Annotated in this window: 22 protein-coding genes; 10 read left to right on the top strand and 12 right to left on the bottom strand. The window is 65.3% G+C overall.

Going from position 1 to position 21818, the window contains the following annotated elements; translation table 11 throughout:
- Positions 1-4 precede the first annotated feature (4 nt).
- Positions 5-1468 carry an FAD-dependent oxidoreductase gene (locus MWU77_RS01200; RefSeq protein ID WP_169688338.1) on the top strand — a complete coding sequence of 488 codons (1464 nt, stop codon included), beginning with the start codon at positions 5-7 and terminating at the stop codon, positions 1466-1468.
- Between the two features lie 84 nt (positions 1469-1552).
- Here the strand turns inward: MWU77_RS01200 and MWU77_RS01195 are convergent, their stop codons facing one another.
- The 9 genes from MWU77_RS01195 to MWU77_RS01155 form a co-directional block, all read right to left on the bottom strand.
- Positions 1553-3121 carry a GMC oxidoreductase gene (locus tag MWU77_RS01195; RefSeq protein ID WP_247272747.1) on the bottom strand — a complete coding sequence of 523 codons (1569 nt, stop codon included), beginning with the start codon at positions 3119-3121 and terminating at the stop codon, positions 1553-1555.
- A gap of 28 nt (positions 3122-3149) precedes the next feature.
- Positions 3150-4409, bottom strand: a complete 1260-nt coding sequence (locus MWU77_RS01190; RefSeq protein WP_374229793.1) for a hypothetical protein — start codon at positions 4407-4409, stop codon at positions 3150-3152.
- Positions 4403-4954, bottom strand: a complete 552-nt coding sequence (locus MWU77_RS01185) for a nuclear transport factor 2 family protein (RefSeq protein ID WP_169688335.1) — start codon at positions 4952-4954, stop codon at positions 4403-4405. Before MWU77_RS01185 ends, MWU77_RS01190 begins: the two co-directional genes overlap by 7 nt.
- A 14-nt stretch (positions 4955-4968) precedes the next feature.
- Positions 4969-5163, bottom strand: coding sequence for a ferredoxin (locus MWU77_RS01180; protein WP_169688334.1), 195 nt, complete (start codon positions 5161-5163; stop codon positions 4969-4971).
- 2 nt (positions 5164-5165) lie between these two features.
- Positions 5166-6575: a cytochrome P450 gene (locus MWU77_RS01175; protein WP_169688333.1), complete on the bottom strand. Its 1410-nt coding sequence runs from the start codon at positions 6573-6575 to the stop codon at positions 5166-5168.
- Positions 6572-7357, bottom strand: coding sequence for an SDR family oxidoreductase (locus MWU77_RS01170; RefSeq protein WP_169688332.1), 786 nt, complete (start codon positions 7355-7357; stop codon positions 6572-6574). Before MWU77_RS01170 ends, MWU77_RS01175 begins: the two co-directional genes overlap by 4 nt.
- On the bottom strand, positions 7350-8576 hold the full coding sequence (locus tag MWU77_RS01165) for a cytochrome P450 (RefSeq protein WP_169688331.1): 1227 nt from the start codon (positions 8574-8576) through the stop codon (positions 7350-7352). Before MWU77_RS01165 ends, MWU77_RS01170 begins: the two co-directional genes overlap by 8 nt.
- A 3-nt stretch (positions 8577-8579) precedes the next feature.
- Positions 8580-9140 carry a TetR/AcrR family transcriptional regulator gene (locus MWU77_RS01160; protein WP_169688330.1) on the bottom strand — a complete coding sequence of 187 codons (561 nt, stop codon included), beginning with the start codon at positions 9138-9140 and terminating at the stop codon, positions 8580-8582.
- Between the two features lie 76 nt (positions 9141-9216).
- Entirely contained in the window at positions 9217-10440 is a 1224-nt protein-coding gene (locus MWU77_RS01155) for a cytochrome P450 (protein ID WP_247272745.1), read from the bottom strand.
- A gap of 104 nt (positions 10441-10544) precedes the next feature.
- Here MWU77_RS01155 and MWU77_RS01150 point away from each other — a divergent pair, with 104 nt between their 5' ends.
- The 9 genes from MWU77_RS01150 (at position 10545) to MWU77_RS01110 (ending at position 18538) form a co-directional block, all read left to right on the top strand.
- Positions 10545-11144: a TetR/AcrR family transcriptional regulator gene (locus tag MWU77_RS01150; RefSeq protein WP_169688328.1), complete on the top strand. Its 600-nt coding sequence runs from the start codon at positions 10545-10547 to the stop codon at positions 11142-11144.
- Between the two features lie 32 nt (positions 11145-11176).
- Entirely contained in the window at positions 11177-12007 is an 831-nt protein-coding gene (locus MWU77_RS01145; protein ID WP_169688327.1) for an oxygenase MpaB family protein, read from the top strand.
- Positions 12008-12140: 133 nt separating this feature from the next.
- The gene (locus tag MWU77_RS01140; RefSeq protein ID WP_169688326.1) at positions 12141-13610 is read left to right on the top strand and encodes an aldehyde dehydrogenase; all 1470 of its coding nucleotides are present in this window, start codon (positions 12141-12143) and stop codon (positions 13608-13610) included.
- Positions 13611-13648: 38 nt separating this feature from the next.
- Positions 13649-14398, top strand: coding sequence for an SDR family oxidoreductase (locus tag MWU77_RS01135; protein WP_169688325.1), 750 nt, complete (start codon positions 13649-13651; stop codon positions 14396-14398).
- Entirely contained in the window at positions 14395-15282 is an 888-nt protein-coding gene (locus tag MWU77_RS01130; RefSeq protein ID WP_308198748.1) for an NAD(P)-dependent oxidoreductase, read from the top strand. Before MWU77_RS01135 ends, MWU77_RS01130 begins: the two co-directional genes overlap by 4 nt.
- Positions 15279-15647 carry a carboxymuconolactone decarboxylase family protein gene (locus MWU77_RS01125; protein WP_169688324.1) on the top strand — a complete coding sequence of 123 codons (369 nt, stop codon included), beginning with the start codon at positions 15279-15281 and terminating at the stop codon, positions 15645-15647. The genes MWU77_RS01130 and MWU77_RS01125 overlap by 4 nt, the downstream gene beginning before the upstream one ends.
- The gene (locus MWU77_RS01120) at positions 15644-16744 is read left to right on the top strand and encodes a TIGR03857 family LLM class F420-dependent oxidoreductase (RefSeq protein ID WP_247272744.1); all 1101 of its coding nucleotides are present in this window, start codon (positions 15644-15646) and stop codon (positions 16742-16744) included. The genes MWU77_RS01125 and MWU77_RS01120 overlap by 4 nt, the downstream gene beginning before the upstream one ends.
- Positions 16741-17778 carry an ecdysteroid 22-kinase family protein gene (locus MWU77_RS01115; RefSeq protein ID WP_247272743.1) on the top strand — a complete coding sequence of 346 codons (1038 nt, stop codon included), beginning with the start codon at positions 16741-16743 and terminating at the stop codon, positions 17776-17778. Before MWU77_RS01120 ends, MWU77_RS01115 begins: the two co-directional genes overlap by 4 nt.
- Before the next feature lie 109 nt (positions 17779-17887).
- Positions 17888-18538, top strand: coding sequence for a class I SAM-dependent methyltransferase (locus MWU77_RS01110; protein WP_169688321.1), 651 nt, complete (start codon positions 17888-17890; stop codon positions 18536-18538).
- Between the two features lie 87 nt (positions 18539-18625).
- On the opposite strand, the gene MWU77_RS01105 is transcribed toward MWU77_RS01110, so the two are convergent.
- Genes MWU77_RS01105 through MWU77_RS01095 form a run of 3 tightly spaced genes read right to left on the bottom strand, consistent with a single transcriptional unit; the run spans position 18626 to position 21664 of the window.
- Entirely contained in the window at positions 18626-19714 is a 1089-nt protein-coding gene (locus tag MWU77_RS01105) for a prenyltransferase (RefSeq protein WP_247272742.1), read from the bottom strand.
- A complete protein-coding gene (locus MWU77_RS01100) occupies positions 19701-20432 on the bottom strand; it encodes a class I SAM-dependent methyltransferase (protein ID WP_169688319.1) in 732 nt (243 codons plus the stop codon). The genes MWU77_RS01105 and MWU77_RS01100 overlap by 14 nt, the downstream gene beginning before the upstream one ends.
- A complete protein-coding gene (locus MWU77_RS01095; protein ID WP_169688318.1) occupies positions 20432-21664 on the bottom strand; it encodes a glycosyltransferase family 4 protein in 1233 nt (410 codons plus the stop codon). Before MWU77_RS01095 ends, MWU77_RS01100 begins: the two co-directional genes overlap by 1 nt.
- Positions 21665-21818 lie beyond the last annotated feature (154 nt).

Below are 21818 nucleotides of genomic sequence, written 5' to 3'. Positions count from 1 at the left end.
CCACATGAGTACCGACGTCCACCCCTTGCTCGCCGAGCAGGTCACCAGCTGGGACCACGAGGCCGACGTTGTCGTAGCCGGATTCGGCATCGCCGGCGTATCCGCATCCATCGAAGCCGCCCGCAGCGGAGCCGAAGTCCTCGTCCTCGAACGCACCGGCGGGTGGGGCGGAGCAGCGTCACTGTCCGGTGGCATCGTCTACCTCGGCGGAGGCACCGGACTGCAGAAGGCACTCGGGTTCGACGACTCCGCCGAAAACATGAAAGCCTTCATGCTCGCCGCCCTCGGCCCGGGAGCCGACGAAGCGAAGATCTCCGAATACTGCAACGGCAGCGTCGAACACTACAACTGGCTCGTGGACAACGGTGTCGTGTTCAAAGAGAGCTTCTGGGGCGAACCGGGGTGGGAGATCCCCGGCGACGACGGCCTCATGTTCTCCGGCGGAGAGAACTCCGCGCCGTTCAACGAAATCGCCACGCCCGCACCGCGTGGGCACGTCCCGCAGATGACCGACAAGCGCACCGGGGAAAAGGGCGGCGGCTTCAAACTCATGGAGCCGCTGTCGAAGGTGGCAGAAGAACTCGGTGTCCGAGCCGAATACGACGTACGCGTGCAGCGACTCATCATCGACGGGGACGGACGCGTCGTGGGCCTCGCGGCCAAGCAATACGGCAAGGACGTCCACGTCCGGGCGCGGCGAGGCGTCGTCCTGGCCACCGGCAGCTTCGCGTACAACAAAGACATGGTCGCCACCTATGCGCCACAGCTGAACGGCCGTCCCGCCGCGGCCATCGAGGAACACGACGGTCGCGCCATCCGCATGGCACAGGCGCTCGGCGCCGACCTCGCGCACATGGACGCGACAGAGGTCGCCTTCTTCGGCGACCCACAGCTGATGGCGCGCGGAATACTGGTCAACGCCCGCGGCCAGCGCTACGTCCCCGAAGACACCTACCCCGGCCGTATCGGACAGCAGACACTGCTCAAGAACGACAATCAGGCATACCTGATCATCGACGAGAGCGCATACGAAGAAGGATGCGCCACAGTCAGTTCCACTCCGTACTTCCGGTTCCAGCCCAAGTGGGTGGCCGAGACGGTGGAGGAACTCGAATCCGACATGGGACTGCCGGCCGGCACGCTGCAGTCCACCGTGGACGTCTACAACCGGCACGCAGCCGACGGCTCCGACCCGGTGCTCGGCAAGAAGACCGAATGGGTCAAGCCCATCGGCACGCCCGTCGCCGCACTGGATCTGCGCAACTGCACCGCCGGATTCACCCTCGGTGGTCTGCGCACCACTGTCGACTCCGAAGTCCTGCACGTCTCGGGTGAGCCGATCCCCGGGCTCTACGCGGCGGGCCGCTGCACATCGGGCGTGTGCGCCTGGGGTTATGCGAGCGGCACCTCACTCGGCGACGGCAGCTTCTTCGGCCGGCGCGCAGGAATCTCTGCCGCCAAGGGCTGACGCCCCCTCTCCCGCGCTTTCGACCGAATGTCACCTTTGGCCACTCACATCGACCAAATGTGACATTCGGTTATTCTGCAACGGTCAGAACACGCTGCCGAGATCGCGGGCGACGATGTCGTCCGCGCCGTACTCGGCCAGCGCCGCGATCGTCATCGACGGATTGCATGCGCCCGTCGACCCCGGGATCTTCGCACCATCCACGACGTACAGTCCCCGCTGGCCGAGAACACGGCCTGCGTCGTCGCACACCGTGTCTAGCGGTGCCCCACCCAAGGGATGAAACGTGTTGATGTCCACAGCATTGACGTCGATCATGATCGCCGTCGGACCCACGATGCGACGGATTCGTGATTCGATCGCACGCGTGAGCGCGCGGTCGTAGGCCTCGTCCCAATTCAGTACCGCGTCGTCACGGCCGGCGTCGTAGTTCCACCTGCCGAGTCCCTTCACCACTCCGAGCCCGATCACCGAGGTCGTCCCGATATCGGCCGGGAACGGCACCGGTCCCGTGACGATCATCAGCGCACCCGCAGGGTCGGAATGGTCGCGCATGCCGACACACGCCGGCCCGCCTTGGAATGCCCCGGGACTTGCCAGGGGGGATGTCACCGAGAAGACTCTGTCACCGTTGTTTCCCCAGCCTGTTCCCACCGCATCGGGGAGATCCGTGATCAGACCCTTGCCGTGCGCCTTCATCAGCAGGCGGGTCGTCCCCGCCGACCCGGCTCCGAGGAACAGCGCGTCGGACACGATCCGCTTGCGCTCCAGCACGGTTCCGTCGGTGTGAATCCGGTCGACGTGCGTGATCCACGTTCCATCCGGTCCACGCTCGATATCGTTGACCCGGTGGAGGATCACGACATCGACGTGACCCGTCGCCTCCGCTTCCGCGAGATAGGTGACGTCGACGGAGAACTTACCGCCGTTGTTGACCCCGTAGATGACATCGCCGGTCGTGTACGACGGATTCAGTTCGCCGGTGAGTTCGCGGCGCGCGAAGTCCCAATCGATCGACATCGGCACCCGGAACGTCTCGTACCCTTCCGCTTCCGCGCGGTCGAGGAATACTCGCGACGATCGGTACCGTTCGTGGCCGAGCACATCGTCCGGAATGGTCGCCATCCGCAGCATCCGCTCGACACGGCGATAATACTCGGAATCGAGGCGGTCGTAGTCGATCGACGACGACACCGATTGCGCAAAACGTTCACCATCGGGCTGCAACGTCATTCCGTGGTAGGCGAGAGAACTACCACCCACCCCTGCTCCGCACAGGATGTCCATCCCGTCGCCGGGAACGCGTTCGATGAGTCCGGTGAACGACTCCGTCGGGACGGGCGGTGTTCCCGGCATGACCGGAATCGGCGACAACCAGGACATTCGACGATCAGGGTGGAGCATACGCGGGAACGTCTCGGCATTCGGCCCTGTCGGCCACCGGATGCCACGTTCCATGACGACGGTCTGTACCCCCGCACGCCCGAGGTGCATCGCAGTGATCGCACCACCGAACCCGCTTCCGATGACGACAGCGCGGTGGCGTTCCTCGGTGACCTCGGCGCGAGCGCGCGGAACCGCGGTCACGGTCAAACCCACCGCCGCGACTGCGGCACCGCCCAGAAAAGCCCTGCGAGACAGCGTAGTACTCAAGGTCCCCCCTTCGGTCCGAACTCGAATGTCAGAGCACCGTGAGTGGCAGCGGGATCCCCCGGTCTGCGAAGACGAACTCCGCGCCCGAGCTGAATCTGGTGATCTGCACGTCCTTTGACTCACGCGCCGGTGTGTCCTCTCGGATCACGTCGACAACCAACGCGTCCGGTGACTCCGCTACCAACCGCGTCGAGAAATGCGGGTCGACCCCGCGGACCAGCGCATCGAGGGGTCCGAGGTGGTCGGCGTCCACGAAGGTCGTCCATCCACCATCGGCGTCCACTCCGCTGTCCCGCCCGATGCGCATCCGGATATGGTCGTCGTGCACCTCGATCGTGCGTCCTACGTACTGATGCGGCGAGAGGACGGGATGGATACCGAGAACGGTCGCCAGGTCGTCGAACGTGCCGGACAGGCCGAGTGCGTTGCGGATCCGTTCCGAGGTCAGCCCGGCGATGCCGGTGAGTTGCTTTCTCAGCAACGTGGACGCCGAGTCCTCGTCGGTGCGTTTGCGGACCCCGATCAGGAATCCGAGGGTGAGCATGTGCTGCTGGAGGCACACCTCCTCCGCGATCCGAACGAGCGCCGAATGGGAGAAGTCGCCGAACCGCACGTCCGAGAGCAGCGGCCCCGAGTACTCGTCACGCCCGGCACCACCGGGGACGATCGGGCTCAGCTCCACCGTCCTCGCGACGGTTCGGCCCAGCGCCTCGGTGTGCGGCTCGACGACCGGAGGAACATGCGCCGGGTCGATCGTCACCGTCCACGCGCAGTGCGGATGCCGGTCCTCGGGGCGGCGCGGCGGACGATGGATAGGTCGCACCTGCGCGTGCGGATTCGTCGCGAGCGCGGTGGCGTCGAAGGTCGGGTCTTCGATGTCGTGGCACATCGCGGTCACATACTCGTCTCCGAGCGGTTCGACGTCCATGAGTGCGCCACAGTGATCGAGCCAGAACTCACCGTGGTCGCGGTCGTCGACGCGGAATCGGAAGTCCATGAACTGCGGAGGCGCACCGATGTCGAGTTGCAGGCCCTTGAAGATCGTCACGACGTCGTCGCCCTCGTACTTCAGCGCCCGCTGCATGCGCCGGGTGTACCAAGGTGAGGATGCCTGCCATTCTTCGATCGCGATGGCCGCCATGCCCTCCCGGCCGAACGCGGAGATCAGATGAGCCATGCCTGAGCGGTCGATCAGTTGACCGCACAGCAACAGTTCCGGGACGAGAACCGCGAGATCCTCCCGCGACAGCGCATCGAACGATGCACCGGTCCGCACCGTGGTCACCACAGGGATACCGGGGCCTGGCCCGCGGGGTACCAGCCGGGTAGACGCTTTCCGGACGTGGAACGCTCGATACGCTTGTTCATGCCGTCGGACAGCGCCCCGTCGGTGATCATCTCGAGGAACAGGTGCGACACGTTTCCGAAATCGAAGAAATCGCGCTGCCACGACCACTGGAAGTTCCCGCCGTAACGGAACCAGCTGCCACCGATGCCGTGCACCGAGTAGCGCTCGCCGTTGTCGCGCTTCGCGTCGGCGATCTGCTTCCACATGCCGATCACGTCGCCGCTGCGGTCGTCGACGATCAGCTGCTGGTAGGGGTACTCCCACCCTTCCAGACCACGCATCTCCTGGCCCAACGCGAACTCGCGGATCTCGTCCCGGCCGACGGCCATGAAGTCGTCCTTGGGACCGTAGTTCCACCCGTAGGTGGCATCTTCGGTGTACATCTCGGCCAGGGGCTTCCAATCACCCGCCTCCTCGGCCCGCTTGTTGGCGTCGATCCATCGGGAAATCATCTCGTCGAGCTCTGCACGGTCGAACGTGGACATGGTGTCTCCTGGAGTCAGTGTTGAATCGGTCGCAATGCTCGGGTGGGGCAATAGCGGACGGCGGCTTCGACGTCGTCGCGCAGTTCTTCGGGGATCTCGTCGACGAGGACCTCGACGGTGCCGTGTTTGGGGACTCGGAACACGTCGGGTGCTTCCATCTCGCACATGGCGTGTCCCTGGCACAGGTCCAGATCTACTTCGATCTTCACGACTACTCCGTTTCCCGGGTGCGGCGCCGATACCGCACTGTGCACGGCTGCGCGAGTTGCACCACCATCTTCGAATGATCGTTCCGGTAAGTGTCGGCGGGCTGACCGAGCTCGAACTCGAAGTCGCGCAGCAGGATCGAGAAGATGGCCTTCAGCTGCATCAACGCGAATGCCGCACCGACGCATCGGTGCCGGCCGGCACCGAACGGAATCCACGTCCACCGGTTGACGATGTCTTCCTGATTCGGGTCGATGTAGCGGCCCGGGTCGAACACATCGGGATTCGGGAAGTCCTCGGCAATGCGGTTGGAGATCGCGGGGGTGGCGCCGACGAGATCGCCTTCGGCGATGCGGTAGCCGGCCACCTCGAAATCGCCGCGTGCAACCCGCAGCAGCAGAATCAGCGGCGGATGCATCCGCAGCGTCTCCTTGAGTACTGCTTCCAGATTCGGGATCTGCCGCAGCGCATGAAAACTCACGTCCGCGCCGTCCGAGTAGATTGCGTCGAGTTCGTCGGTCACCTGCTGCATGCTCTGCGGATTGCGCAGCAATTCGATCAATGCCCACGCCGCGGTCCCGGAGGTGGTGTGGTGCCCGGCGAACATCATCGAGATGAAGATGCCGGTGATCTCGTCCGCGCTGAACCGCTCGGTGCCGTCCTCGTTCTTGATGGAGACGAGCACGTCGAGCAGGTCGCGGTCCTCCTTGCCCTGCGGCGGATGCGCGATCCGACCGTTCATGATGGCCTGCACCAGGTCGACGAGCCCGCGGCGGGCCTCGTCGCGACGGCGGAAACTCTCGATGGGTGCGTAGGGGTCGACGAAAGCGAGTGCGTCGGTGCCCTTCTCGAGGTCGTGGTACAGGTGCGAGAAGCGGTCGTCGAGCTCGTCGCGGAACTTCTTGCCGATCAGGCATGCCGACGACGTGTAGATCGTCAGCTCTGCGAAGAATTCCAGGAGGTCGATCTCGCCTTCCTCTCCCCATCCGGCGACCATGTCCTGGACCTCACGGTCGATGGTTGCCGCATGCCCCCGCATCTGTTCGCCCCGCAATGCCGTGTTGTGCAGCATCTCCTTGCGCCGCTCAGGACTCGCATCGAAGACGACACCCTCCCCGAACACGGGCGTCATGAACGGGTAGGCGGCCTGCTGGTCCAGTTCTTCGTCGGACGACCGGAAGAAGAACTCGTTGGCCTCGGCCCCCGAGAGCAGCACGACCGTCTTGTCGGCGAGTTGGAAGACGCCGACATCGCCGCACTCATCGCGGACGCGGTTCATCAGGGCGATGGGGTCGGAGCGCAGTTCTTCGAGGTGTCCGTGCTCATGTTCGCCGCCGGAGACTCGCGGGGGTGCGACGGTCGGGTGTGGTGCCCCGCTGTTCGATGTCCCGCTGTTCGCTGTTCCAGTGGTCACTTGTCTTCCTTCCGCAAAGGCGCTTCGGGCTGCACTTCGACGAGCACGATGTGGGCTCCGCGCGGGACCGAGACCACGCTCGCTGCCGCGGCCGCGATATCCGACGCACGGAGGAAATACGGGTGCCGGGCGAAGCCCCAGCGCTCCCAGTCCTCGAGGAGCGGGCCGACGACCTCGGCCGCCGCTGTCATTCCCGCGCCGGTCTGGGTGGGACCGGGCCGGACAGTGGACGCACGCACCCCGGTGCCTTCGAGTTCCATCCGCAGTTGGACGACAAGGGCTTCGAGACCGGTCTTCGCCGCCACATAGGCGCCCATCCGCGGACGAGGAACGTCGGCGCAATCCGATCCGATCACGACGAAGTCGCCGCGCTTGCGTTCGATCATTCCCGGAAGCACGCGCCGCGCGAGGCGTTGCGTGCCGTTCAGATGCACGTTCACCTGGAACTCGAACCGGTCCGTGTCCATCTCGTGGACCAGTGAGAAGTCCATGTCGCCTGCGCCGGAGACGACGATCTCGGTGGCTCCGAGTGCATCCTCTGCTGCCGCGACGAACGTATCGACGGAGTCGGTCGACGACACGTCGAGATAGTGGGCGAAGGCTTCACCGCCTTCGGCACGGATCTTCTCGGCGATCGCTTCGCACTCCTCGACGCGGCGGGCGCCGAGCGCGACCGGGTGACCGAGTTCGGCGAGCGCGTAGGCGGTGGCCGTCCCGATTCCCGACGACGCGCCGCTGACGAGTGCAGGGCGACGCTCGGGGTGTGGCTCGAATCTAGGCATGTCGCTCCGTCACTTTCATGGGGAGGGCGGCGAAGCCGCGCACATTGGTGGAGTGGACCCGCTCGGAGCGGTCGAAGTCGATCTCGTAGTCGGCGACCCGACGCGCGAACTGTTCGAGGGCGATGTTGGCTTCGAGGCGCGCGAGGTGGGCTCCGAGACAGAAATGCACTCCCGCACCGAAACTCGCGAGTTTCCCGGACGCGTTGCGGCCGAGCCGGAACTCGTCGGCGTCGTCGAACACCTCGGAGTCGCGGTTGGCGGATCCGATGAGAAGCAGCACTTTGTCGCCGGAGCGGATGGTGGCGCCGTGCAGGTCGATGTCCGCGACGGCGGTACGCGCAACGAGCTGACTCGAGGTGTCGTATCGGAGGGTTTCCTCGACCCATTCGGGCGCGCGCTGCGGATCCGAAAGCACCTGCGACACTTCGCTCTTGTTCTTCGCGCCCCAGTAGAGCGCGTTGCCGAGAAGTTTGGTGGTGGTTTCGTTTCCGGCCACCACCATCAGGAACATGAATCCGATGATCTCGTCGTCGTCGAGCCGGTCGCCGTCGATCTCGGCGTCGAGCAGCGCGGAGGTGAGGTCGGCGGTCGGCGACTTCCGACGCTCCGCGATCATGTCGGCGTAGTAGCCCACGAGGTGCAGCGATGCTTCCATCGCCGAGACGGGGACGTCGAGCACACCCTCGTCCCGGTGCACGACGAGATCCGCGAGTCGTCGGATCTCGGCGCGATCGGCCTCGGGAACTCCCATGAGCTCGGAGATCACGTCCATCGGCAACTTGGCCGCGAAGTCGGTGATCCAATCGAATTCTCCTCCGGCAAGGGCGGGTTCGAGATGCCCGAGGGTGAGTTCGAGAGTCCGCTCCTGTAGTTCCGCAACCCGCCGCGGGGTGAAACCCTTCGATACGAGTTGCCGCATGCGCATATGCCTCGGGTCGTCCATCGCGAGGAACGACATCACCTTGTGGGCGTTGCGCCCGTATGCGGCGGGATCGAGTGAGACGCCGTTCGCGCTGGACAACCGTGCGTTGTCACGGAAACCGGCGACGACGTCGGCGTGCCGGGACAACGCCCAGAAGTTCAGGTCGGGGTTGTAGTAGAGCGGTGCCTCCTCACGCAGTCGACGATAGGTCGGGTAGGGGTTCTCGTGGAAGGCGTAGTCGTAGGGATCGAACGTGGGTGGGTCGATCGATACGGACTCCGAGGGAGCCTGGATCATGGATCACTCCAATAACAGTCGGGCCGAGATTTCCAGCCTGTCGGCAAGCTTTTCGTATGTTCCGTAACCCATTCCCGCGCGCACGAGCGCACCGGCGTAGAGCAGTTCGAGCGCCTCGAGCTCGTCGGGGTCGGGCGCGTCTCCGAGCGCGGTGGACAGCCTTTCGCGGATGTCGAGACCGATTCGTGCACGCAGATGCTCGACGTCGGGGTCGCGGCCGAGCAGCGCACTCGTGACCGCAGCGGCAAGCTCCGGTTCGTCGGCCATGAGCAACGCAACGCTCCGCAGCACCGCCACGACGCGATCGACCCGATCCGACTGGTCGGACTCTTCGACCGGCGCAGCGGCGAGTCGGCGCCAGAAGACCTCCGCAACAAGGTGTTCCTTGGAGGAGAAGTACGTGTACGCAGTCGCGGGAGCGACGCCGGCGCGTGCCGCGACGATGCGCACGGTCAGACCTGCGAATCCCTCTTCACCCAACACCTCGACAGCGGCCTGCGTAAGCCGTTGCACGGTGTCGGCCTGACGTTCGGTGAGCCGACGTCGGGTGGATTCTAGATTCACATTTCTGGACACGTGTCTGGACATTACTACGGTAACCATCGTCCGGCAATGGTCGTCGACCTGCGCACGAATGAATTCACCCCTGGCGCGAATAGATCCGCACCGGCATGGCCTTGATTCCGTTGATGAAGTTCGACCGCAGACGCCGCGCAGGTCCGGCCGGTTCGATCCGGTCGAGCCGCGTCGCGAGAGTCTCGAACATGATCTTCAACTCGAGACGCGCAAGGTGCGCACCGAGACAGAAATGCACGCCGGTACCGCCGAATGCCACGTGCGGGTTGTCACTGCGTGCGATATCGAAGACGTGGGGGTCGTCGAACACGTCCGCGTCACGGTTGGCGCTCGGGTAGTAGACCACCACCTTGTCCCCCCGAGCGACCTCCTGGTCCCCGATCGCGGCCGGGCAGGTGGGTGTGCGGCGGAACCCGATGACGGGACTGACCCAGCGCAGGACCTCCTCGACCGCGCTCGGCAGGAGTTCGAGCTCGCCCTGGAGCCGTCGCCATTGACCGGGGTGGTCCATGAAGGCCTGCATCCCGCCGGAGATCGCGTTGCGGGTCGTCTCGTTCCCCGCGATCACGAGAAGGACGAAGAACATATCGAACTCCATCTCGGAGAGCGTGTCACCGTGCTCGTCGGGAGTGACGAGCCTGGTGACGATGTCGTCGCGAGGCTCGACACGTCGCTGCGCGGCGATCTCGTTGGCATAGAGGAAGACCTCGGCCGCAGCGAGTTCACCGTCCTCGCGGGTGCTGCCGTACTCGGGGTCGTCCCAGCCGATCATCCTGTTGGACCAGTCGTAGAGTTTCCCGACGTCTTCGGTGGGCGCGCCGAGCAGAGCGGCGATCACTTCGAGCGGAAGCGGCGCGGCCGCGAGCGGGACGAAATCGACCACCCGACCGTCACTGCCCGCCTCGATGAGGTCGTCGACCACGCGCGTACAGATGTCGCGAATATGACCTTCGAGCTGCTTGATCACGCGCGGGGTGAACCCTCGGCTGACGAGCTGACGCAGTCGGGTGTGGTCGGGTGGGTCGAGATTGAGAAGCATGGAGGCCTGTTTGAGTCGGGTCTCCTCGTCGAACTCGTCGATCTGGGTGGATCCCATCGCGGCCGAGAAGGTCGTCTCGCGGGAGACGGCGATGACGTCGGCGTGCCGGGTCACCGCCCAGTATCCGGGCCCGTCGTCTTCGGGCTGCCAGTACACCGGGCAGTGCCTGCGGAGGTCGTCGAAGAAAGCGTGCGGAACCCCCTCGGTGTAGAGATCGGGATTCTTCAGATCAGTACGGGAAGTCGTCATGGTTGCGCCTCACGCTGGAACGGCTCGGATTCGAAGGTGACGAACAGTCATCACTTATAAACTACATATCTTCGTTTGTAGCGTAAGCCCCTTAGACTGAATTCATGGCACGTGACAATTCCCGACCGGTCAGGCGACGAACCCTCACCCGCGACAAGGTGATCGATGCCGCGATCGATGCGGTCGACGAGGCCGGATGGGAACAACTCTCGATGAGCACCCTGTCGAGCCGCCTCGGCATCGTCGCCGCCTCGCTCTACAACCACGTACGGGGCCTCGACGACGTCCGCGCCGCAGTACAGGCGCGCGCGATGACGGACCTCGGACGCCACCTGCGCGACGTCGCGATGGGGCGCAGCGGGCGCGACGGCCTGCGGGCGTTGATCGATGCGCATCGCGCCTGGGCGACAGCACATCCCCGCCGCTATCAGGCATTGACTTCTGCGCCGGTCGACCGGGAGTCGCTCATCACCGCCGGACTGGACGCGAATGGCGCACTGGGATCGATGCTGACCTCGTGCGGAGTCCCGGAAGAGCACGCACTCGAGGTCACGATCGGGATGTTCTCGGCCCTGCACGGGTTCGCAGTCCTCGAAAGCAGCGGCTTCCTGGGCGACGAGATCGCGTTGGATCGCATCTACGAATCCGTGGTCGAGGGCGCATTGTCCCACCTACCCGCCCCCACTCCGGCGACACCGACGTAAACTGATCACAGTCGTCATCAGATGGAGAAAGCGTGCGCACAATCGAGTCGGTCGGTGATCTCGTTTCCCCACTCGGCGGGACGATCAACGCAGCCAACGTGATCATGCAGCTGGCAGATCCCGCCGTCGGCCAGGGCGTCGTCGACAGCTCCGTCGACTCCGGTCGCGCCGACCTGCATCCCGTCAAACGCGCCCGCACGACAGGGACATATCTGGCAGTGGCGGTGTTCGGCACCGAATCCGACCGCGACTACCTGCGCGAGACCGTGCGGAAGATCCACGCCCACGTCGTGTCCGAACCGAACGCCGACGTCGCGTACAGCGCGAACTCACCGAAGCTGCAGCTCTGGGTAGCGGTGTGCCTGTTGAAGTACTTCATCGACCAGCACGAATTCCTGCACGGCCCACTGACCGAAGCCGAATACCGCAACGTCCTGCGCGACGGCATCACCCTGGGCACCACCCTGAATGTGCGTCCCGAGTCCTGGCCGCGCACCCGGGACGAGTACGACGCGCTCTGGATCGAGGGCGTGGACCGGATCTCCATGAACGACGAGGTCCGCGGGTATCTCACTCGTCTGTGCAATCTGAGTTTCCTCGAAGTGCGACTCGGCCGCGCAGGACGGGCCGCACACAAGATCCTCGGACGAGATTTCGAGTTGATCACCCGGGGAGCGTTGCCACCGGAGTTCCGGAAGGCCATGCACTACGACTGGACTGCCGACGATCAACGACGATTCGACAGATATCTGCGGACGATGCGCGCCGTCCACCGGGCGACCCCGCACGTCTGGCGCCTGTTGTGGCACTGCTATCTCGTCGACATGCGCACACGACGCCGCCTCGGCATGCGAGTGTTCTGACGAGCCCGAACGCCTGCACACTCCCCCCGGTGTATCCGGCTCCCCCGTAACAACATCCACTCGAACCATTGCGTTCTCACAGCGTGCCGAACTATAGTCCAGACACCTGTCCAGAACGTGAGGGAATCGTCTGATGACATTGCGCCCGACCGACAGTTCCACGCTCCTGATCGACGGAAAACTCGTCCCAGGTAGCGGCGGCACATTCGAGGTGTTCGACCCCACCACCGAGGAGGTGCTCGGCCACGCGGCCGACGGCACCCCTGCCGATCTCGACGCTGCGATCGACGCGGCCCGCCGCGCGTTCGACCACACCGACTGGTCCCGCGACCACACCTTCCGCGCACACTGCCTGCGCCAACTCCGCGACGCCATCCGCGGCCACATCGAGGAACTGCGAGAGATCACGATCGCGGAAGTGGGTGCGCCCCGGTTCCTGACTGCCGCCGCTCATCTCGAAGGACCTGTCGACGACCTGCTGTGGTTCGCCGACCTCGCCGAGAACTATTCGTGGAAGCAAGATCTCGGCAACGCCTCCCCCATGGGCATTCCCACCCACCGGTACCTGCTCAAGGAAGCCACCGGCGTGGTCGGCGCGATCACCCCGTGGAACTTCCCGCACCAGATCAACTTCGCGAAGATCGGGCCTGCGCTCGCCGCAGGTAACACCGTCGTGCTCAAACCTGCACCCGATACCCCCTGGTGCGCAGCCCTGATCGGCAGGATCGCCGCCGAGGAGACCGACATCCCCGCCGGTGTCCTCAATATCGTGACCTCGAGCGACCACCGCATCGGCGCCCTGCTCTCCGAGGACCCACGGGTGGACCTGATCTCGTTCACAGGCTCCACCGCCACGGGCAAATCGGTGATGCGGGCTGCATCCGAGTCGCTCAAGAAGGTCTTTCTCGAACTCGGCGGCAAGTCCGCATTCGTCGTACTCGACGACGCCGATCTCCGCGCGGCATGCTCCATGGCGGCGTTCACGGTATGCACCCATGCCGGCCAAGGTTGCGCCATCACCACGCGTCTTCTGGTGCCACGCGCCCGCTACGACGAAGCCGTCGAAGCCACCGCGAAGACACTGCAGGGGCTGCGCCCCGGTGACCCCCGCGACTCCGGCACCATCTGCGGGCCTTTGATATCGGCCCGACAGCGCGACCGCGTCGAGGGCTACATCCGTCTTGCCGTCGAGGAGGGCGGCACGGTCGTGGTCGGCGGCGGACGGCCCACCGAGCACGACCGCGGCTTCTTCGTCGAACCCACCCTGATCTCGGGTCTCGACAACTCCGCCCGTACCGCGCAGGAAGAAATCTTCGGTCCGGTGCTGGTGATCCTGCCCCACGACGGCGACGACGACGCGGTCCGCATCGCGAACGACTCCCCCTACGGACTTTCCGGTGCGGTCTACGGCACCGACCCCGATCGCATCGCACGCGTCGTCGCGGGTGTCCGCACCGGCACCCTCGGCGTCAACGGCGGCATCTGGTACGCCGCCGACGCGCCGTTCGGCGGATACAAGCAGTCCGGCATCGGCCGCGAGATGGGCCTCGCCGGGTTCGAGGAGTACCTGGAGACCAAGCTCGTCGCAGAGCCTGCACTCTGACGTTCGCAGTGCCCCACATAATCGAAAGGAACCGCCATATGTCCAGATTCACCGATCGTACTGCGATCGTCACGGGAGCAGCCCAAGGAATCGGTGAGGCGTACGCACGCGCACTCGCCGCCGAGGGTGCGCGCGTGGTGGTCGCCGATATCGATGCCGAACTCGGCGAGCAGGTGGCCAAGCAGATCGTCGTCGACGGCGGCACCGCCACATTCCTACCCGTGGATGTCTCCGATCCGGATTCGGCGAAGGAACTCGCCGACAAGACCGTCGAGACGTACGGGGGAATCGATCACGTCGTCAACAACGCCGCGATCTACGGTGGAATGAAACTGGATCTCCTGCTCACCGTGCCGTGGGACTACTACAAGAAGTTCATGAGCGTCAATCTCGATGGGGCCCTGAACATCACCCGCGCCGTGTGGCCCCACATGACGAGAAGCGGAGGCTCGATCGTCAACCAGTCGTCCACCGCCGCCTGGTTGTACTCGGGCTTCTACGGTCTCGCAAAGGTCGGGATCAACGGCCTCACACAGCAGCTCGCGGTCGAACTGGGCGGGTCGAACATCCGGATCAACGCGATCGCGCCCGGACCCATCGACACCGAGGCCACACGCTCCACCACACCGTCGAACATGGTCGCCGACATGGTGAAGCAACTTCCACTCAAGCGCATCGGCACACCCGACGACCTCGTCGGCATGTGCCTGTTCCTGCTGTCCGACGACGCCGGCTGGGTGACCGGTCAGATCTTCAACGTCGACGGTGGGCAGGTGATCCGGTCGTGACGATCCGCATCGGCTATATCGGCCTCGGCAACATGGGTGCACCGATGGCGCACCGACTACTCGACCACACCGGAAGTCTGTCCGTCCTCGACACCAACCCCGACGCCGTGACCCCGTTCGTCGAAGCGGGTGCCCACTCCGTCTCGAACGCAGCAGAACTCGCCTCCGTCAGCGACATCGTGTGTGTCACCGTCCTCGACGACACTCAGGTCCGCGACGTCGTAGCAGGCCCCGACGGGCTCCTGTCGAGCGCGGAACCCGGCACTGTGATCGCCGTGCACTCGACGATCTCCGACACCACAGCCGTCGACCTCGGGGCGCTGTGCGCAACGCACGGTGTGGAGTTCGTGGATGCACCGGTCAGCGGTGGCGCTGCCGGCGCGAAGAAAGCGGCGCTTGCCGTGATGGTCGGCGCGTCGGATGAAGCGTTCGAGAAGATTCGAGATCCCTTCAGCGCATTCGCCGCGGTGGTCGTCCACGCCGGACCGATCGGTGCCGGCACCCGCATGAAACTCGCACGGAACCTTCTCCACTTCGTCTCGTTCACCGCCGCGACCGAAGCGCAACGCCTCGCCGAAGCCGCCGGAATCGACATCACCGAACTCGGCAAGGTCGTCCGCCACACCGACTCGATCACAGGAGGTGCAGGCTCGATCATGTGGCGCGACAGCACTTCCCCACTCGAGCAGGACGATTCGTGGTTCCCGATATTCTCACACGTGCGCGCGCTGGGCGAAAAAGATCTGGCGCTCGCCATGGCCCTCGGCGACCGGCTCGACGTCGATCTTCCTCTCGCAACGCGCGCCCTCGCGGGCCTGGGCCCCGGTCTCGGAGTTGGGATCGGCGACATTGCACGCACCCACAGCATGGAGGAACAGCCGTGACCGACGACAGGCGCCAGCGCGGACTCGAGATGATGGGGAAAGTCTACGGATTCGAGTTCCAGGACGGGCCCGGTGCCCATTTCGCAGCCACCGCCGATCATCTGTTCGCCGACATCTGGTCGCGACCGGGCTTGACCATTCGCGACCGCCGGTTGCTGCTACTCGGCGCCCTCGCCGCGCAAGGGCTCAGCGACGTCGCCGAAATCCAGATCGGTGCTGCCCTGCAGAACGAAGAACTCGACGAGGAACAGCTGCGGGAGATCGCGTTGTTCCTGTCGCACTATGTGGGTTGGCCACTCGGAACGAAGATGGACAACGCAGTCGGGAGTGTGCTCGGCAAACGCCGTGCCGCGACGCGGTCGTGACCACGCCCGACATGCCAGAGTTCCCCGAACTCGGCTTCTATGCGCTTGCCGGGCACGCCCCCGACCCGCGCGCAGCGCTCCATGAGATCCGCCACGGCGAACAGCTCGGGATGGGCGCGGTCTTCCTGTCCGAACGATTCGATACCAAGGACGCGGGCGTGCTCGCCGGAGCAGCCACGGCCATCAGCGAATCGATCGGGATAGGTACCGCCGCGACGAATCCCCAGACCCGCCATCCGATGGTGACCGCGACCATGGCCACCACCGCCCACCGACTCAGTGGAGGCCGCTACGCCCTCGGGCTCGGTCGCGGCTTCGACGCCCTCTTCGATCTCATGGGACTGCCCAGAGTGTCGTCGGCGCGGCTCGAAGACGCCGTCGAGGTGCTCCGCACACTGTTCCGCGGCGACGCCGCAATCGGCCACGACGGCCCCGCCGGCGCGTTCCCATACCTGCGCCGCACCGCCGACGGAACAGACCGCATCCCGATTCTCATGGTCGCACTCGGCGACCGATCGCTCGAACTCGCAGGCCGCATCGCCGACGGCGTCGTCCTGCACACCTTCTTCTCCGACGCGACGGTGGCGCGGGCCGTCAAGATCGTGCGCGACGCCGCTGCAGCAGCCGAACGCGACCCGGCCTCCGTCCGCATCTGGTCGGTGCTGGCGACCGTCGAAGAATCCATCCCCCACACCGAGCGACGGCGCAAACTCGTGGGCCGGCTCGCCACCTATCTCCAGGGTTACGGCGACGTGCTGATCAAGGCCAACGGTTGGTCCGCTGCCGACCTCGAGCGGTTCCGCACAGACCCGATCGTGCAGCAACACCAGGGCGCATTCGATGCGACCGGCACCGACGACGTACTCCGGCACCTGGAGGCGCAGTTGCCCGAGCACTGGCTCGCGGCGTCGGCCACCGGCACATCCCAGCGATGCGCCGAGCGGATCGCCGACCAATTCGACGCCGGTGCCGACAGCGTGATCTTGCACGGAGCCACCCCCGCAGAGCTTGCTCCGGTACTCGACGCGTGGCGGCACATCCGCGCTCCCCACCGTTTCGCACATCTCCCCGCAAATCCCGGATGGAGTACTCGGTGAGCAACACCGTCGTTTCCGATATTGCAGAGCTGTCCCCCGAGTGGCTCAGTGCCGCCCTCGACGCTCCCGTACACACCGTTCGCGCAGAGACCATCGGTACCGGGCAGATCGGCACATGCCATCGGCTCGAACTCACCGGCGACGGGGTACCGGAACGACTCGTCGCCAAGCTTCCCGCAGTCGACACCGGCGTACGCGCCATGCTCGCCGGAGCGTACCGCGGGGAAGTCCGGTTCTACACCGATCTCGCAGCAACCGTCTCGGTCCGTGCGCCGCGATGTCACTACGCGGCCCTGGGCGAGGAGGGGAACTTCACGCTCCTTCTCGAGGACCTTGCCCCCGCCCGCCAAGGTGATCAGATCCGCGGATGCACACCGGGACAGGCACTCGACGCCGTTCGCAATCTCGCCGACCTGCACGCGCCGCGGTGGAACGACCCGGCTCTGCTCGACCTGGAATGGCTTGGACACTCCGACGAAGCGCAGGCCCGCATGCTCTCCGAGCTGTACGGGCCCGCGGTGGATATCTTCGTCGCCGATCTGGGGCACCTGCTCGACGACAGCGACAACGACACGCTGCGCGGGTGCGTCGATGCCACAGAACAGTGGATACTTGCTCGCAGTGAGCGTTTCACCGTGCTGCACGGTGACTATCGCCTCGACAATCTGATGTTCCCCGACGACGGTGTGCCCGGGGTGACGGCCGTAGACTGGCAGACGATCACCGTGGGGCTTCCCGCGCGCGACCTGGCCTATTTTCTCGGCACATCGTTGCCGCCTGCCTTGCGTCGCGAACACGAACACCATCTGGTCACCGCGTACCACCGCAGGCTCGTGGAGCGCGGCGTGGACCGCTACGCGTTCTCCGAGTGCTGGGACGACTACCGATTCGGCTCTCTGCAAGGTCCGCTCATCGCTGTATTCGGGTGCGCCTTCGGCACCCGGACCGAACGGGGTGACCGGATGTTCGCCACCATGGTGGCACGCTCGTGTGCAGCGATACGCGAACTCGACAGCCTCGCCGTCATCCGATGACGGCAGTATCGCGTGCCGTCATCGGATGACGGCAGTATCGCGTGCCGAGTGCTCTCGGTAATGTGGCACACGAATACTCAACTCGTCCGACGAACGGAGACCGACCGCGATGACTCGTACCTCCCTCACCCGTGAGGCGCTCGAACTCGCGGAAGCTACACCGGGTTTCATGCCTGAAGACGAAGGCACGGCATTGCACGATGCAGCCGTTCGCTATCTCGGCGACGGGGTGGGCGTCGAGATCGGCACTTACTGCGGCCGCTCCACGGTGTATCTGGGCGAGGCGGCGAAGGCGACAGGCGGCACCATCGTCACCGTCGATCACCACCACGGTTCCGAAGAACACCAACCGGGCTGGGAGTACCACGATTCGTCGCTGGTCGACCCGCACACCGGCAAGCTGGATACGGTCGGGAAAATGCGGCACACCCTCTCCGACGGCGACCTCGAGTCGCATGTCGTCGCGATCGTAGGTAGGTCACCTCAGGTCGCCGCATTCTGGCAGACACCGCTTGCCTTCGTGTTCATCGACGGCGGGCACAGCAGCGAAGCGGCGCAGGCCGATTACTCGGGCTGGGCACGATGGGTAGAGCCCGGAGGCGCCCTGATCATCCACGATGTGTTCCCCGACCCCGCCGACGGCGGGCGCCCCCCGTACGAGATCTACTGCCGCGCACTCGAAAGTGGGGAATTCACCGAAGTCTCCGTCACCGGATCATTGCGAGTGCTCGAACGCACCGGAGGGGTCGCCGGCTCGTAGAGGTGTGGCTCGGATACTCCCTCGAACGAACACCTCGCAATGCTCGGCGCAGTGTCAGACGAACACCTCGCAATGCTCGGTGCAGTGTCAGACGAACACCTCGCAATGCTCGGTGCAGCGATCACGACCCACCTGCCCCCGGGGCATTGCAGCATCACGAAACACCGCATTGCCGCCGGTCGTCCGCGACAACGCATCCGCCGCAAGGATCACGGCCGCGCTCGTCCACGAACTGACCTCGACGGGCCACCGCTTACCGTCGTCGTAGACAAGGCCCGTCCAGTACGAACCGTCCGGGTCGCGCAGGTGCTGCATCGACGCGAACAACTCGTGTGCTCGTTCGCTGTCACCGAGGGCATCGAGCGCGAGGACGAGCTCACACGTCTCCGCGCCGGTCACCCACGGTTTGTGGTCGACACAGCGGATACCGAGCCCGTCCACGACGAAGTCGGCCCATCGCTCGCGGATGCGACGATGGGCTTCGGGGCCTCGCAACGCGCCACCGAGTATCGGGTAGTACCAGTCCATCGAGTATTCGGGCTTCGGCGTGAACACCTCGGGGTGCCTGCGCAACGCATGCCCCAGTCGATACAGCGCCACTTCCCATTCCGGCTGCGGGTCGTCGATGAGTTCTGCGAGCTGAATCCCGCACCGCAAGCTCTGGTGGATACTGGCGCATCCGGTGAGCAACGCCTCGTCGACGAGTCCGCCCGACCCACGCGCCCACGCGATATGCCCGCCGGGAAACTGCATGTCGACGACATGGTCGAGCGCGGCTCGCACGGTCGGCCACATCTCGGACATGAACATCCGGTCGCCGGTCACGAGATGGTGGTGCCACACCCCCACCGCGATGTAGGCGGTGAAGTTACTGTCGGTATCGGTGTTCTCGATGACCCCGTTCCGGAACTTCACGGGCCATGAACCGTCGGGACGTTGTGTACGGCGAAGGAACCCGAAGGCGGCCGACGCTTCCTCGCGCAGCCCGGTGACCGTCAACGACATTGCGGACTCGACGTGATCCCACGGATCCGTGTGACCACCCGGGAACCAGGGAATCGCCCCGGACGGCTCCTGCATGCGCGCAATCGCCTGCCCTGTCGCATAGCACTCGTCGCGCGACAGCACACCCGGAACCTCCGGGATCACCCGGCGATGGAACTCACTGCGGCGCACCGGATGCACCCGGCTTCTCGAGGTAGAACACGACACTCTTACCGATGACGGGATCGAGGAGCTTCTCCGCAGTCCGGGTCAGCCACGGACCTTCCATCAGGTCCCACACGAGCATCTTGTGGTAGGCCTTGGTCAGCGGATTCTGCTCGTTGTCGACGCCGACCGCACATTTGAGCCACCAGTACGGCGAGTGCAGAGCGTGTGCGTGGTCGGTGCCGCGCACCGTCAAACCGGCCGCGACGAGCTTGGTGGCCAGTTCGTCCGCCTTGTAGATGCGGACGTGCCCGCCCTCGACCTCGTGGTACGCGTCCGACAACGCCCAACAGATCTTCTCGGGTAGCCATCGCGGGACAGTCACAGCTGCGACACCCCCGGGTTTGAGGACCCGCACGAACTCCGCGATCGCGCGATCGTCCTCGGGAACGTGTTCGAGGACTTCGGAAATCATGACGACGTCGAACGTCTCGTCGGCATAAGGCAACGCCAGCGCGTCACCTACCTCGGCACGGGCAAGGGCCCCTTCGGGTACCTGCCCCTCGAGTTCCATCGCCACGAACATGTCGGCGACCGCTTTCATGTCGTCGGCGCTGCGGTCGAAGGCCACGACATCCGCGCCGCGCCGGTACAGCTCGAAAGAGTGCCTGCCTGCACCGGCGCCGATGTCTATCGCGCGGCAACCCGGCCGCACCCCCAGCCGATCGAAGTCGACGGTCAACATCAGTTGCTCCTTCCTTCGTGCACCGCGATCGCGTTCTCGTAGACGCCCGCGGTTTGCGCGGCGACCGCAGCCCAGCTGTATTTCTCTTCGACACGGGCACGGGCAGCGGTGCCCAATTGCGTCCGCCGCGCCGGATCGTCGAGCAGTGCCGCGATCGCGTCGGCCAACCGCTGGGCATCACCCGGTGGCACGAGCTCGCCGGCGTCGCCTACGACTTCGGGGATCGCGCCTGCGCGACTGGCCACGAGGGGTGTCCCGCACGCCATGGCTTCGACGGCAGGCAACGAGAAACCCTCGTACAACGACGGGACCGCAGCGATCTCCGCCGATGCCAGTAGCTCCGCGAGCGCGGCGTCGTCGATCCCCGACACGGTGCGCACGACATCGCCGATCGCGAGTTCTTCGATCCGACGCTCGGTGGCACCACCGGGGGCGAGCTTGGAGACGAGCACGAGCTCGATCTCGCGCTCGGTGTGCAGTTTGGCCACCGCTTCGAGCAGCGTCGGCACACCTTTGAGAGGAGCGTCGGCGCTGGCCACACACACGATGCGGCCCGGGACCCGAGGCGTGGTCGCGGGAGCGAACAGATCGGTGTCGACGCCGAGGGGAATCGTGTGGATCCGGTCCTGCTCGATGCCGAATGCGGTGCGAATATCGTCGGCGGAGTTCTCCGAGACGGTGAGCAGCGTCGGTATCTTCCGGGCGACCCGCCCCTGCATTCGCAGGAATCCGTACCACCGCCGCAGGGTGATCTTGCGACGCACGGTGGTTGCCGAGGCGAGATCCAGTTCGCGGTCCCGGGTGATCGGGTGGTGGATGGTCGCGACCAGCGGTAGGTCCTCTGCGATACGGAGGAGGCCGGACCCGAGTGACTGATTGTCGTGGACGACGTCGAAATCAGCGATTCGATCACGAAGGAGCCGGGCCGCGCGCAGGCCGAAGGTGCGCGGTTCCGGGAACCCGGCCGTCCACATGGTGGCAACCTCGAGGACGTCGATCAGGTCGCGGTACTCGCCGGGTCGCGGTGTGCGGAACGGGTCGTCGTCGCGATAGAGGTCGAGACTGGGAACTTTCGTCAGGGTCACCGACGGATCGAGTTCCGGGTACGGCTGGCCCGAGAAGACCTCGACGTCGTGACCCTGGGCTGCGAGCTCCCGACTGAGGTGGCGGATATATACGCCCTGACCTCCGCAGTGCGGTTTGCTCCGGTACGACAGCAGAGCTATGCGCACATCAACCCCCGGATTGTTCGGACACGTGTCCACGCAGTTACGTAGGACACACTAGAACATGTTCACTCGGTGGCGGTAGCCGAGCACACCGAATGCCGGTCGGCGACAGTGCCGTAACGACGACGAAGGCCCGGCATCTCATCGATACCGGGCC

The sequence above is a fragment of the Rhodococcus sp. F64268 genome (assembly GCF_023015605.1).
Lineage (GTDB): Bacteria > Actinomycetota > Actinomycetes > Mycobacteriales > Mycobacteriaceae > Rhodococcus.
Note: the sequence above shows the minus strand (reverse complement) of the source record. Positions and strands in the feature narration are given on the sequence as shown.